Source organism: Streptomyces sp. NPDC021020 (assembly GCF_044333285.1).
In the GTDB taxonomy this organism is placed as follows: domain Bacteria; phylum Actinomycetota; class Actinomycetes; order Streptomycetales; family Streptomycetaceae; genus Actinacidiphila.
Map to the genome: position 1 here is coordinate 23,876 of NZ_JBIRQQ010000007.1, position 13,959 is coordinate 37,834.

Below are 13,959 nucleotides of genomic sequence, written 5' to 3' on the forward strand. Positions count from 1 at the left end.
CCCTGTCTGCTCAAGGGCCTAGCGCCGGTCGGGGGGCGGTCACCGCGTGGTGCGGCAGCATCGTGTTCAACCCTTACCCCAGTTGCTCCAGCACGCGGATGGCGTTCGCGTTCGCCGGGGAGCTGCCCGGCACCTTTCTCGTCCACGGCGCCACAGGTGGCCTGATCTACAGTGCGCACCCGGTCTCCGATGTGGTCGGCGACATCGTTCTGGTCCGCAGAGGCGATGGCCTTCAGGCGCTGCGTCCGACGCACTGAGCCGTCAACTGCTGGCCGGTCCGGCGGCAGCCGACCGCGGCCCACCTCGCCCGCCGCTATGTGGTGGCGCCCAGTACGGTGCGAAGTCCGGCGCGCGAGAAAGCCGTCAGCCGGCAGCGACACGGCCCCGGCCCACGCGCAGGCTGACGGGCAACCGATCACGGCGGGCCCGCTGAGGCAACAGAACCACGAACGGCTGCCGTGCTCACGTCGCCCGCAGCCCAGATGGCGGCGACGAGTGGCGGGAGCGCGCGGGAAACGCTCCCCTGTCCGGCAGCACCCGAGCGAGCAAGGCCGAGCCCAGCCTGCCGAGGCCGCTGCTCTACGGGGTTGCGGCCAGCACGGTGCGCAGGGCGCGTGGGAAGAGGCGCCCTGTGCGGGTGGCGCTGACGAGACGGGCTAGGTTCTGCCACACTTGTGCGCGCACCTGCTGGGGTTGGAGCTGCTGGGCTCGGGCCAGGGCCTGCTCGACCGGCTCGACACCGCCGGGGCGACGCTCGGCGCCGGATGCGCGGTCCCCGAAGGGGTGATCGGTCTCGGTCAGGACCCGATCCAGTGGCAGGACGGCCATGAGTTGCGTGTCGCGCAGCATGGCGGCGTTGACGGAGAAGTAGCAGCCGAGGTCGAGGGCGCGCCGGGTCTGTTCAGGGGTGCCGAGCCACCAGTGAAGGACGGAGCCAGCGATGGGGCGCTGTTCCAGGTGGTCAAGGACGGTGTCGGTGGCCGCGTAGCTGTGGATGCTGGCGATCCGCGGCTGCTCCTGGAGGATTGCCAGGATGCTGGCCAGGGTGGCCTGTTGCGTGTCGAGAGCGATGCGGGACTTGCCGTCGAGTCCGATCTCGCTGACGTAGGCAGTGCTGTTGATCAGGTCGGTGAACCGGTCGGGGGTGAACGTCTTTTGGGCGCGCGCCAGCCCGGGATGGCAGCCGACGCCCCAGATCGTCGCGGCGTCCGCGCGTTTCAGGGCCTGCTCGGCTTCGTCCAGAGTGCGGGTGGCGGCGAACAGGACCGCGTTCAGCACCTGGAGTTCGCCGGGGGCGATATCGGGTGCGATGTGGGTGTGCAGGTCGATGGGAGGCAGTGGTCTCATGAGGGCAGCGTCTCGAGTTCGGCCAGGCCGCGGCGGCACAGGTCGAGTGCCGTGCGCAGCGGGTAGGTATCGGGCAGGCTCATGACGGCGACGTCGCGTCCCGTGACGCCGCGCTGGACGAGGTTGCGTACGGGCTGGCGTACCGATTTGTTCGCGAGCCAGGCTACTGCGGCGTCGTCGGCGCCCGGGTCGATGTAGTCGGTGCGGTCCTCGATCCCGGAGGCCGTGAAGGATGCCCGGCGCAGGGTGCAGCCGAAGCAGACCCCGCAGGAGCGGTTGGCCCCGAAGCCGTGGGTCCACTGACCGACGAGGGAGCAGGAGTGGGTGGCGCTGAGATAGGCCGAGGCTTTCTCCTTGCCCAAGAGCTCGGCGGCCCAGGTGAACATCTCGCCCTTGGTGCTGGTCGCGAAGGGGTTCTCGATCGTGGCGTGGACGCCAATGCCGGCCAGCGTCTGGGACAGGTCCTCGAGAAAGCGCGGGTGGGTGGTGCGGGTGGACAGGCTGCCGAGGCGCTCGGGGCCGAGCGGGGGATTGAGGGACGCGAAGCCGTTCTCTGGGATCCACAGTGGCACCCGGTAGGGTGCCGCCGCGGCCAGGCCCAGGGCGAGGAAGAGCAGGGAACGTGTGCGGGTGGTCGACTCCGAGGGGTAGGGGGTGCCGTCGATACGCTTGCGGCCGCGTCCGAGCTGGATGGTGATGTGGTCCTGGCCTGGGCCGGGGGTGAGGTCCTGGGCCTGCTCGGCGACGTGTCTCTGGATCGGGGGCAGCATGGTGTTGCTGAAGTGGGAGAGAAGGACATGGCTCTCGCCGTCCTCCAGTTCGGTGCGTGAGCGCAGCGCTCCAACTGCGGAGTCCGCGCCACCGCTGAGGAGTACCACTCGGCGCGGCGCGTGACCGGCCGGCGGTTCGTCGGACTGGGCGGTGTGTGGCTGTGGGGTGTCTTGGTGGAAGGTCAGCGTCCAGTGGTCGCCGCTGAGGAAGGCCAGCACGCCGGCGAGTTCCGGGGCGGCTTCGTTCCAGCGGTGTGGGTCGGAGACTGGGACGGTCAGGTTGATGCGGCGCTGGTTCCAGTCGGAGCCTCCGCCTGCGCGCCGGACGGAGCGGTCGGCGGCCAGGACGGTGGCGGCGACGCGGATGAAGTCGCGGTTGAGCGCCGGCACGGCGGTCAGGGGGTGGAGTGTCGGCGGTATGCCGCGGAAGGAGGATCGCGGGTCCGGCAGCCAGTAGAAGGAGGAGCGGGCTTCGTGGTCCGTGATGGGCTCGTCAGCGGTGAGCCGCAGGGTGAAGTCAGGCATCCGGTCCTCCTAGGATCTCGCGGAGCGTGTTCAGGCCCTCTTCCACCGCGCGGGTGATCTCTTGCTCGCTGGTGCCGCCGACCGACAGCTGAGCCTTGGTGGCCAGTGCCTCCGCGGCGTCACGGATGTCGCGCTCCGTGCCCACCGCATCGGGGTGGTGGTTGATGAGGTCACCGGATTCCACCAGCACGGTCTGCGTGATGATTGCGGCGATGGTCTGGCGGACGATTGCCTCCGGATTGTTCTGCTCGTTCTCGATGATCCATTCAGCGACGCCCGCGGCGACCCACCGCTGTTCGGCGTCGCCGATGGTGCTATCCGGGGTGCCGCAGGCGCTGGCGACGATGCGGCGCACCACCTCGAAGTCGTCGCCCAAGGCCTGCAGTTCGGCGAAGTTGAGGCCGAGCGCGTCCAGCGCTGCGGCATCGCCGGTGGCGTAGGCGTGGGCTGCGGCCGCGGCCCGGCCCGCACTGCCGGCCGCTGCGGCCGCGGTGCGCTGCGGGCCTCCCCCGCCGCGGCCCCCGCCTGCGCCGCCGGGCCCGTCACCGCCCCCGCCGCCGCCCGTGCTGGGCCGCAGCAGTTGCAGGGCGGCGCGGAACACCGCCGGGTTGATCGGCGGCCCGTGCCGATGGTCTGTTTGATCGGACTGGCCGGGCGGTGTGGCCGGGGGTGATCCGGGTGGCGCGCCGAGGAACTCCTTGATCCCGTCCCGTAGGTCTTTCCCGATCTTCCCGCCGCTGCCCGTGTACGCGCCGCTGGTCCCCATCAGGCGCCGCTCCCGTGACTGGCCGGCCTCAACGCGACGTCCAGGGAGCGTCTGACCCGCTCGTTGGTGACCGCGCCGGACTGCTGCCAGTGCGTCAGGGCGTCTCTGATCGGGGCAGGATCGGTCGGCTGGAACTGCATGGGTGTGGCGAGCGTGAGGTCGCTGGGAGGCAGCATGCGCAGTGTCTCCCCCGCCACCTCGACTGCGGCGGGGCGCAGTCGGGCGATACGCAAGATGGCGTTGACCGCCGCCTTCTGACGTTCGGGGCGGTCACGCATGGAGCGTCCCAGGTGGCGCAGCAGGTCGGATGTGTCGCCCTCGCCGATGGCCGTCAGCTGTGCATCGGTGACCAGATGCCGCTCCGTCTCGGAGAGCAGATTCGCGGCGATGTCGCGCAGACGCTCCGGGAGGCTGTCGTCGATCAGGGAGATGCCGGCGTAGGAGGCGGCCAGTGTCAGGTAGGGGGCCAGGTCCAGGCCCTGCAGCGGCGGCGCGAGGGTCGCCCAGCGCAGCATCGCCTGCGAGAACTGCCCGGCAGGTGCTGGCTGCTCAGGGGGAGGAGTAGTCCCGGCCCGCGCACCCGTCTGCGCGGTGGACGCGGGCGCGGGTTCCTGCCGTCCGGCGGCCTGTTCCAGCGCCTCCAGCTGCAGCCGCATCTCACCCTTGGCCAGCCAGCTGAGCATCTGCCCGAACTCGGCCTTCATCAGCGCCTCGAGCGCCATCAGCTTGGCGACGACGCCCGGGTCCAGGTTGATCCCGCGGCGACGGGCAACCGCCTGCCGCACATGAAGATCATTGAGGAACCGCTTGATAAATCGGGGGTTTCCATGGAGCTTCTCGTACAGCAGCGGGGTCAGTCGCGTGGCGAAGGCAAGTTCGTCAGCGAATTGAATACCAGGGATGCCGCCGATGGCGTCGATGCTGCCGCCTTCGCGCCGCACCTGCGCGCAGCGCGTCACCAGGACCCCGTACGGCGTGGTTCCGGCGCTGGCATGCAGTTGCAGCAGGAGGAGGTAGGCCTGAGTGTCGAAGTGGCTGAGCGCGGGCAGGGGCACCGTGGTCTGAACGATCTTGTGCAGGTAGAGCGTGGCGGGATCCTGGCGGTCCTCCGTGCCCGGCTCCGCGGCGCCCGTCGAGGCGAAGCGGGTCCGGATCGCATCGGCGACCCTCTCCTCGTCCGCAGCGATGACGAAGGACATCTTCGGGACGGCGAGGAACAGCCTCATGGCCTCCAGGGTCTCCACGACCGTCTGCGGAAGGCAGCGGTCCAGGTCATCGACCAAAACCACCATGGTTGTGACATGAGAGAGCTCTTCAGAGGCCATCAGCTGGGCAAACTCGTCGCGGAACGCATCAAGCCCCCGCTCCGGGGCAGCATCCCCTTCACCGGGCTTGACCAGCTCGAAGAGGCTGTCGATGCTCGGGATCTGCAACGTCAGCGACGACGTGGCCGCCAGCTTGAGGGCCTTGGCCCACTCGATGCGCTTGCTCAGCCGAAGGAAGAGGGCCTTCGCCTTGCCCGCGAACGTCTTGTGGTCGTCGAGCTCCGCCTTGAGCGCGGCGAGGACCTCAGAGATCAAGGTCTCTTTCGCGCCTGACGCGGGGTCATAGCGCCACGGGTCGGTCCGCAGGACCAACACCTTGTTGGGCGCCGCGACGCGGCTGGTCAACTCGTCAGCCACCAGATTCAGAACGGTCGTCTTCCCCGACCCCCACCGCCCGGACAGCCCCAGCGCAACCGGATCCAGGTGAGGGTCCAGCAAGGCGTCCACGACGGTGTGCGCCACCGCATCGAATGACAGCAGGTCAACAGCCGCCGGGTCGTCAGACAGCAGCGTGGAAACCGCGCCGCCCCCCGTCACCGCCTGCCCCGATCAACCGCTGCCCGAGCGCCGACGTCCCATTCCATGCCCACACTTCAACCACCGTCGCAGTCGATCCTCCATGTGCTCCGCCCCCGCCTCGGCACACGAACCTACGGACAACCCTAACGACACCCACCGACACACCAGAGCGAATCACCTCGACACCGACGTGCACTTGGCGACTGCGCCGGGTCCAACCCCTACGGTCCAGGCCCGCAGCAGGCGGATCCGCTCTCCGCCTCAATACACAGGGGCAGCCCCACCTCGCCGGGCACCTTGCCCAAGATCATCAGCGGCGAGTCCAACGCCCCTCTGTTGGCCACAAAGGAAGTCTCAGCACAAGACGCATCGTCGCATTAGAAACAGGACATCGAGCCGACCCGCGACGTAGCAGCGAGTGCCTGTCCGAGATAAGCGAATAGCACCTTCTACCCGATCTCACTTGAGAAGTAAAACCACAGGTCAGAGCATCACTGCTTTGAGGCCTCCGGTGCGACTGGACAGCAACCCCACGGCAACGCCCGCGCCGATCATCACGCAGGGGCTCCCGAACGGGGCTCGCGGCCACCGCCAGGACCCGCCCGGCATCACCCCGAGGACGGGGCCCGGGCCACGGCGGACACCCCCCCCCGCCCCACCCACCGGCACCGGACGGAGACCCGCGCGTCGCCGGAATCACGGCAAAACACCCCGGAACGCGGAATGCGTTCCGGGGTGTTTTGCCGTGATTCAGTGAGCTTCTTCAGCGTTGTCGCTCCAGAGTGAGGACGGCCTTGGCGATTGACGTCATGCGGTTGGGGCTGCACCGCGATCGGCGGAAGATCCGCCAGGACTTCAGCCTTGCGACGCCGCGTTCGACGGGTGCTCGTGCTGCGGCCAGGGCGCGGTTGAGGGTGTTTTCGGTGGGGGTGAGTTCCTGCAGGGGCTTGCGTTTGATGCCGGTGGTCAGCCAGGGGCCGGCGCCCTGGTAGGCGAGGTCGGCCAGGATGGGGACGCCCTGGCGTTCGCATGTGCGGATGATGCGGTGGGTGCGGGCGGCAGTCAGGTCGTGGGCTCGGCCCGGCAGTGCGGGTGAGAGCCACAGCAGCCGGCCTTCCGGGTCGGTGACGACCTGGACGTTCACGCCGTGGCGGCGGTGCTTGGCCGAGTAGTCGGCCCGACTGTCGCCGACCCGGTCGCACTCGGCGAGGGTGCCGTCGAGCAGGACGAACTCGGGATCTGCCTCGCGCAGGACCTTCAGCAGGCCCGGCGCCCGCTCGGCGAGCAGGCCGATGACCGTGCTGGTGTAGGCGTGGGCGGTGGCCTCGCTGATCCCGAACCCGGCAGCGATCTTCGCCAGAGTGATGTGCTCTCGGAGATAGACCAGGGCCACCATCGCGCGATGCGACGGGCGGAGCTTGCAGCGCCGGTCACCCTCGCGGGTGACGATCAGCATGGTCACCCACTCCACGAGCGCATGCGGCAGGTCGAGTGCGGCAGGATAGATGACCAACGAGGCCCCCGAGCAGCGTGATTGAGACGTCAGACATCTCGATCAACAGCCCGGGGGCCTCGCCCGTTGCGCTTGTGGCCGTCGGCCAGTTGGAGACTGCTGACCGTCACCCGATCGGTGGCCCCCCCCGAAGAAGCTCAGTTATGCAACGGAATGCAGGGCCGCAGGTTCCACGTCGATTCCCGCAAGCGCCCTGCTCAGTGCTCGGCGCTGCCGGAGACGCAGATAGGTCTTCTCTGCCCGGTGCCAGGCGTCGAGCCAGAGTTCATGCTCTTCCGCCTCCACGTCGCAGGCGCGGAGGAAGCCGGTGAACTGCGGCTCGTCGACCGGCACGGTGCGGCCTTGCAGGATGCGGTTGGCCGTGGTGTGCGGCAGGACGTTGTGCTGTCCGGCCCGCTCCTCCATCGCGCGGGCGGACGGCGACCCGGCCCACACGTGGAGGTCGCGCAGCGCCCGGCTCATGTCTGCCATGGTGGACACCAGCTGCGGGTCGGGCGCCCGGTACAGGTGGTACCGCGCCCGGACCGCCCGCCTGGCCCGCTCGTGCAGGTAGGACACCTCGCTGACCAGGGGCTGCACGTCGAGGACGTCGAGGTGCCCGGTGGTGGCCACCACGTAGACCTGGACCGTGGTCACGGCCGGCAGGGTCTTGCCGGAGGCCGCGCGCTTGAGCGTCGCGGCGGAGACGGGGTAGGGAGCGAACCGTTCGCCCGTGCGGGCGATCAGCTCCATCTCGCCGTAGGTGAGGCAAGCGCGCCGTTTGAGGGTGCGCAGGTGCTCGGCGAGCTTGGCGAGCGCCGGCACCGTGCGGTCCACGGGCTTGTCGGGTCGTCCTGCCATGGCCCGGCCCCCTCAGCTGCCCGAGTTGAGGTAGGCCCGCAGGAGGCGGCCCAGGCCGCCGGTGCGGCCGCCGGTGCCTACCGCGACCACGACCGCGGCGCCGATGCCCGCGGCACCGCCGATGAGCAGCAGGACGTCGCGGGCGTCCATGCCCAGCTCGGCGAGGACCGCTGCGGTGATCACGCACGCGATGATGACCAGCGCGTGCGACAGGCCGAACCCGGGCGCCGAGGCGGGCTTCAGGTCCGACGGTGAAGCCGGCGCGGACGCGGATGCGTCCGGCCGGCGGCGGGAAGTGGCGTTCTGGGCCACGAGCGGCTCCTGATGTGTGCGGGGAACCGTCCGGCGATCTGCGGACCGCCGGACGGCTGCTGGCTCCAACTGACGTCCTTCGTGCGAGGGTTGGCGCCCTCGTGCGCGCGAAGGGGGATTACTGCAACCGAGCATCGCAGTACCCGCGCCGCAACGTGGATACCCACGGCCCATTGGCTCACCGCCATCCGTGTCCATCCGTGTCCGACGGAAAGCGGCGGAAATTCACCGGGCCCGGTCTCGTATGCCGGGAGCAGGCACAACAGGGGTGCGGCCCGGCCGTCCCCGCCCCCGGGGCGGGCGCACCGGAGCCCCGATTGGCTCAGATCCGGCCCGCTTCGTCTCTGCACGGATCTCGATGAGGCATCATGCTCGTACCCACAGCAGGACGCCCTTCCAACCGGAGCGTCTTGCGGCCCTGATTGCTGCTGGCTCCACCACTGCACAGGGAGGGACGGGGGGACGCTGCGCGTCCGCCGCCCAACGCTGGGGGACGTTGGCGCGTCCACCAGAGAAGCCGATGCAGCCGCCGGTTGAAAAGACCGGAGGGGAAGGATTTCCCTCCGACCTGCCGGGGCGGGCATCGGCTTCGCCGTATCCACCCCGCTCCTCCCGGACCGCCCGCCCGCTGGCCGGCCGGCCGGTGAGAAGCGGGGTGTCAGGCATGCTCTCGTCCCGGTGAGGCCGGGAGCGTTCTCGGGCGGCAGCGCCGGCGGCTCCCAGTCCTTCGGGCTGCCGGCGCTCCGACCATCGCGGGTATCCCAGCCGGGCGACACCCCGGGCAGAAGCGCAGGGGGCTGGGCGGGGGCTGGGCGGCCGCGGTGGCGGCAGGCGCCGCCGTTCCCCGGGCGTCCAGGGGTGCCGCGGGCGGCCCGGAGGCAGGCGCGCAAGCGGCCCGGAGGCAGGCGCGCAGCCTGGCGGGTCGGGCTGTTCCAGGCCTGCGAGAACCTGCCCCGGTCCGCCTCGCCCGTGCAAGGCCGGCGCCGACTGCGCTGGACCGGGGTGAGCAAGGTGTAGCGGCTCGGCACGAGGAAGGAGCGGTGACGGTGGCGGTCGCAGCGAGCGCCGAGGCGGTGGACACCGTCCCGGCGATGACGCCGTTGCCGCACCAGGTCGAGGCCTCGGACGCGGCGGTGCGCAACCTCGAACTCCTGCCCGGGGCAGCGGCTCACCACCACGGCACGGTGCGCAAGGCGCGCTCCACGACGGCCGGAAACCGGTGCCGGCCGCACACCGGCACCGGCCGCACACCGGTGCCGGCCACAGACCGGTGCCGGTGCACAGGCAGAACGGGCCTCCGGGCAGGCGGGGCCGCGGCCCGGGCGCCCGGGGAGGGACCGCGCGCCGAGCCCGCCGCAGACATGCGCGTCAAGGCACTCCGGGACGCCCAAACCCACACCCCCACCCCCGCACACGACGACAAGCATGCACAGATACGCCCGGGATCGCCGGTCACGGTGCCGGAGCGTAGACGGACACCGGTAAGTGCCGCCGTCGGGCGTCCGGGACTCAGAAGTCCAGCTCGACGTAGTCGATGTCGGTGAACTCGACCACGAGGCCGGCCGCGCGGCGGCCGCGGTCCGTGAAGTAGACCTCCTGCAGACCCTCGGCGGCGATGGCCCGCAACTCCTGCTCGGTCGCACCGGCGGACTGCGCGTCGAACAGCTTCGCGGCGTAGACCGGTGGGAGATGCTGGGTGATACGGCGGACCCGGCTGTCGTCGGTGGACCCGGGAGCGGCGGTGAACCCGAACCGGGCCCTCGTCTCGATCACGATGCCCGTGGCCGACGCAGCCTGCTTCTTCGCCCGGGCCCGCACACGGGGCTGCCAGTCGCGGCGGACCTCGCGCTCCAGGCGGGCCGCCAGCTCGGCGCGGGGGCGGCGCAGGGTGCCCTTGAGATAGCGCTCCACGGTGCGCTGGGTGACCCCGAGGCGGGCGGCCGCGGCCCGGGTGGAGCCCTTCTCGGCCCTGACCAGGAACCGCATCCGGGCCTGCGCGCTCCTGGGGATGGGGCGGGTCGCGGTGTTCGCCGCCGCCCGGCGCAGTGCATCGTCGACCTCACCCACGGTTCAAGCTCCTTGAAAGGTGCAGCCGGCGGCGGCGACCAGGTTGTCGGTGGCGGTGACGGCGTGCTCCCGCATGGCCGCAAGGGTGTCGAGGTCGGAAACGCCGCGCAGGTCGAAAGCGGCCCGGGCGGCGGCCGGGGCGGCCGGGGCGAGGTCGGGCTCGAGGCCGGAGACGGTGACCAGGGGTGCGGTGACGGCGGAGCGGGTGGTGTGGCTGGCCGCCCGCGCGGTGTCGTAGTCAGCGGCGGACGCGCCGGTCAGGCGCAGGTGCTCGCGGTGCCACATGGTGCGGCGCTGGTCGCCTATCGCAGCCACCAGGGCGCCGAGCGCGGCGCGCAGGTCGTCCACGCGGCGCTCCGCGCGATCGGCGATGCGGGCTGCGCGGGTGCTGCGGGCCTGGAGTAACCCAGCCAGGAGGCCGCCGAGCAAGGTGCCGGCCACCGCGATGACGGTGTCGCCCACGGAGTCCTACTCTCCCTCGCCGGCGGCGTCGTGGCCGTCGCCCTTGATGTGGCGTGCGGGGTTGTACTGCTGCTCGAGCAGATCGACCGCCCAGTACAGCTCGCGGGTGCCCTCGTGCTTGACCATGCCGGGCGAGACACCGAGCCGGAACGTCCCCGGCGCCGGCTTGCCCGCCCCGTCGTAGGGCAGGACGTCCAGCGGCGAAGGGCCGGCCGAGGGGTAGACGGCGCAGTCCGACAGCAGCGCGAACGGCATCAGCGCCCGGTCACCGAACCGGACCGCCCACACACCGGCCTCCTGGACCGCGGGCAGCACGCCGCCGGTCACCGTGGCGGTCCTCAGCAGCTTGCGGTGCATGTTGACCCGGGCCGCCGAGATCACCGCCGCGCGGATGTCGGGGCGCCACGTCGCACGCTCCAGCGCCGGCCACCGCTCCCCCGGCCGGTACGAAGTGCCCTGCGGGCGCTCGCGGAGCTTGCCGATACCGCCCTTCACCGTCGACTTGATTGCGGACAGCACCGCGGCCATGCCCGGGTCGCTGTCCTTGTGGCCGGCCATCGCGGTGAGGAACTGCTGCGGTGCCAGGCCGGCGGTGACGCCGAGGTCGGCCATCGTCTGCTTGTAGGCGTCCGCGAGGTGCTTGTACCAGGGGTCCAGGTACGGGCCGCTCTCCGGCCGCAGGTACGCCTCCAACGGGCGCAGCTGGACCGGCAGCCGGTAGGTGTCGATCAGCTCGGCGGCGTAGGCAACGGTCGGAGTGGCGTACCACGCCGGGCCGGTCGGGCGCTCCCCGTGCGGCGTGAACGGCGACGGGAGCCGGGGATCGAGGGTGATGCCGGACAGGTCGACCAGCCACGCGCCGGGCACGCTCTTGTCGAACCGCGGGGCCGTCACGTGCTCGGGCGCTCCGAGACCGACGACCAGCCGGTTCGCGGCGGCCAGGAACGCGGTGTTCACGTCGATACCGACCGCGAACGGCCGCGCGCACTCGGCGTCGGTGAGCAGCTCGGTGGGCCGGATCCAGTCGAAGGCCTCCTCGTCGAGGACCTGGTCCGGTGTGCGCCGGTGGCCGCGCGGGAAAAGCCCGGCGACGACCGGGTGCTCGTCCGGAGCCTCCGGCGGCGCCGGATCCACCGCCGCGGCCAGCGAGCCCGGGACGGGCCCGGACACCCACGTGCCGGTCGCGTCGTCGCGGACCGCACGCGTCGGCGGCCGCAAGCTCGTCATCAGCTCCAGGCCCGCCACCGCCGTACTGCCGCGCGGCGTCAGCACCCGAGCCGCATACACGGACAGCACCCGGGCGAGCTCCGCCGCGGGCAACCGGCCGGCATCGCCCCACGAACGGGAGTCCAGCGCACCCCAGGGCAGCACAGCCAGCTGCACGCACCGCCGCCGGTCGCCCTGCGCCGGGCGGTAGACCCGCGCCCACGGCCCGAACCCCCGCTTCGTCAGCAGCCACTTCGCCCGTCCGATCTGCCTGACCACCGGGTGACCGTCCGGCAGCCGCATGGAACGCCGGTCCTCCAGGTGCTCCGGCAGCCCCAACCGCAACGCGGCCGCGGCCGTCAGCACCACCAGCGGATCGCAGTCCCTACCCGAACGATGCAACCGAACCGCCCCGAGCCCCGCCTCGGCCAGCGTCCACTCCACCAACTCCGGCACCGTGCCCGCCGGACAATCCAGCACCAGGCCCCCGGCACAGTACAACTGCCCGTCACCGTCCAGCACACCGAGCGGACCGTGCGCGAACCGCGAACCCACCACCCCAGCCGGCACAGACACCAGACCCACCACCCCGCGGGACGCAGCCGGCCGATGCGACACCGACGTACTCCCGGCCCCGGCCGCCGGGCGGGGCGCAGCAGCCGGCGCGGAGGCAGCGGGCGAGACGGTCAACGGCGGGACACCGACACCGACCGGAGCGGAGGTGGACGGCACCTGCGCTTGCGGCAGCTCCGGGATGTCGGCCGGCGCCGCGGGGAACCGCGCGGCGAGCCCTTCCAGCAACCGGGCGTAGGCGGCGCGCTGCGGCGGCCGCGGCTCGCGCAGCCCGGCCTCCCAGCTCCCGACCGTCTCACGCCGGGTACCGAGCGCCGCGGCGACCTGACCCTGACTCAGCCCCGCAGCCTCCCGCAACCGCTTGCGCTCCGCAGAAGGCGGCAGATCATCGGCCGGGACCTGCTCCAGCAACGCATCGACAGCGCTGAACAGCTCGTTCTCCGTAGGCACAAGACTCACCTCCGCGAGACCACACTACCGAAGACCGCACACCCGATCCCACACGAATCACACCACCGCCTCGAAAGCTCCACCACCCGGAGCGAAAAAAGGGGGGCACCGGCCGGACCACCACGCCACGCCACGCCACGTAGCGCAGCGCAGCGCAGCGCAGGAGCCCGCCGAGGCGGAACCGCCCCCCTGCGGGGGCCAGCCGTTTCCGCTCGGAAGCAACCCGGCCACCCGCCGATCCGGGGGCGGACACCGGCAGCCACGGCCGACACACCGCGAAGGTATGACGGAGCGTGAGGAGGGCACACGAGCCGTAGCGAATGACCGGACGAGGAGGACAACGATGACCGAACACGTGCACGCCCCCTGCGTGGCGGACGAACTGCGGGAACGAGCGGGATCCTTCGTCAACGCACACGTGGGACTGTGGGTCGCGGTCGAGGACGACGGGGTACTGGTACTGGCCGCCGACAACGCCGCAGACATCTTCCAGGCCGCCGCGGACTGGCTGACCGAAGGAGACGCCTACACCGTGACCGGGCTGGCCTGGCAGCACCAGACCGACGAACCCCATTACACCGCCCGCCTGACCCTGCGCCACCCAGGACAGACCGACACCCCCACCGCCCCCACCCAGGCGATCCCCTGACACACACCCGCAAGCCCCCCCAGGGGCCACGCCGGTGCCCCCTGCACAGCAACCACCAGCGCCCACCGACCGGCTACCACGGAGACAGACCGCCCGGACACAAGACCCCCCGTCACACGTCCAGCACAGGGGCAGCACCCCCTCGCACTCCCAGCACGGGGACGGCACCGCCGTCGCGCCTCGGCTACGCGGGGGGGGGCGGCACCGTCGTGGCCACAGCCCGGCAGGCGCTCGCAGACACCGGAGAACACGCAGCAGCACGTACCGCCCGGCCGCCGGGCAACCACCACCTACCCCGCCAGCACAGCAGCGACCGCCCGCCGGAAAACACCACGCGAGACAGCACGGACCAGGCCGTCGAAAACACGCGGCAGACCGCGCACCCGCAGATCCTCACGCCAGCGCACGTACGTACCACCACCGTCCGCACACACCTCGATCTCAGCCCAACCCAGAACCACCCGGCCCACCTTCTCCAACCGGCACCGACCACCCCCACCACCACCGCCGCCAGGCGGCTCCCACACCACAACCCGCATCGGATCAGCGAACACCACCCGGCCCACACCCGTCACGGCAACCACAACCGAACCCACCCCCACCGGCAACCCCGTGACAACAACCCGGGTGAACGG

At 71.3% G+C, this 13,959-nt stretch carries 12 protein-coding genes; 2 read left to right on the forward strand and 10 right to left on the reverse strand.

The window, feature by feature from the left end:
• Positions 1-98 precede the first annotated feature (98 nt).
• Positions 99-257, forward strand: coding sequence for a hypothetical protein (locus ACH4SL_RS21490; protein ID WP_398447858.1), 159 nt, complete (start codon positions 99-101; stop codon positions 255-257).
• Positions 258-579: 322 nt separating this feature from the next.
• On the opposite strand, the gene ACH4SL_RS21495 is transcribed toward ACH4SL_RS21490, so the two are convergent.
• The 10 genes from ACH4SL_RS21495 to tap form a co-directional block, all read right to left on the reverse strand.
• Positions 580-1,347 (reverse strand): TatD family hydrolase, encoded by a 768-nt coding sequence (locus ACH4SL_RS21495; RefSeq protein ID WP_398447860.1) that lies wholly within the window; start codon positions 1,345-1,347, stop codon positions 580-582.
• The gene (locus ACH4SL_RS21500) at positions 1,344-2,642 is read right to left on the reverse strand and encodes a hypothetical protein (RefSeq protein WP_398447862.1); all 1,299 of its coding nucleotides are present in this window, start codon (positions 2,640-2,642) and stop codon (positions 1,344-1,346) included. Before ACH4SL_RS21500 ends, ACH4SL_RS21495 begins: the two co-directional genes overlap by 4 nt.
• Complete coding sequence (locus ACH4SL_RS21505) at positions 2,635-3,408, reverse strand: hypothetical protein (RefSeq protein ID WP_398447864.1); 774 nt, start codon at positions 3,406-3,408, stop codon at positions 2,635-2,637. Before ACH4SL_RS21505 ends, ACH4SL_RS21500 begins: the two co-directional genes overlap by 8 nt.
• Entirely contained in the window at positions 3,408-5,270 is a 1,863-nt protein-coding gene (locus ACH4SL_RS21510) for a P-loop NTPase fold protein (protein WP_398447866.1), read from the reverse strand. Before ACH4SL_RS21510 ends, ACH4SL_RS21505 begins: the two co-directional genes overlap by 1 nt.
• A gap of 745 nt (positions 5,271-6,015) precedes the next feature.
• Complete coding sequence (locus ACH4SL_RS21515; protein WP_398447868.1) at positions 6,016-6,765, reverse strand: transposase family protein; 750 nt, start codon at positions 6,763-6,765, stop codon at positions 6,016-6,018.
• Between the two features lie 141 nt (positions 6,766-6,906).
• Complete coding sequence (locus tag ACH4SL_RS21520; protein WP_398447870.1) at positions 6,907-7,605, reverse strand: XRE family transcriptional regulator; 699 nt, start codon at positions 7,603-7,605, stop codon at positions 6,907-6,909.
• 12 nt (positions 7,606-7,617) lie between these two features.
• On the reverse strand, positions 7,618-7,917 hold the full coding sequence (locus ACH4SL_RS21525; protein ID WP_398447872.1) for a hypothetical protein: 300 nt from the start codon (positions 7,915-7,917) through the stop codon (positions 7,618-7,620).
• Positions 7,918-9,426: 1,509 nt separating this feature from the next.
• Positions 9,427-9,984, reverse strand: a complete 558-nt coding sequence (tpg, locus tag ACH4SL_RS21530) for a telomere-protecting terminal protein Tpg (protein WP_398447874.1) — start codon at positions 9,982-9,984, stop codon at positions 9,427-9,429.
• A gap of 3 nt (positions 9,985-9,987) precedes the next feature.
• A complete protein-coding gene (locus tag ACH4SL_RS21535) occupies positions 9,988-10,446 on the reverse strand; it encodes a protein kilB (RefSeq protein ID WP_398447876.1) in 459 nt (152 codons plus the stop codon).
• Between the two features lie 6 nt (positions 10,447-10,452).
• On the reverse strand, positions 10,453-12,675 hold the full coding sequence (gene tap, locus ACH4SL_RS21540; protein WP_398447878.1) for a telomere-associated protein Tap: 2,223 nt from the start codon (positions 12,673-12,675) through the stop codon (positions 10,453-10,455).
• A 343-nt stretch (positions 12,676-13,018) separates the two neighbouring features.
• On the opposite strand from tap, the gene ACH4SL_RS21545 reads away from it, so the two are divergent.
• The gene (locus ACH4SL_RS21545; RefSeq protein WP_398447880.1) at positions 13,019-13,324 is read left to right on the forward strand and encodes a hypothetical protein; all 306 of its coding nucleotides are present in this window, start codon (positions 13,019-13,021) and stop codon (positions 13,322-13,324) included.
• Positions 13,325-13,959 lie beyond the last annotated feature (635 nt).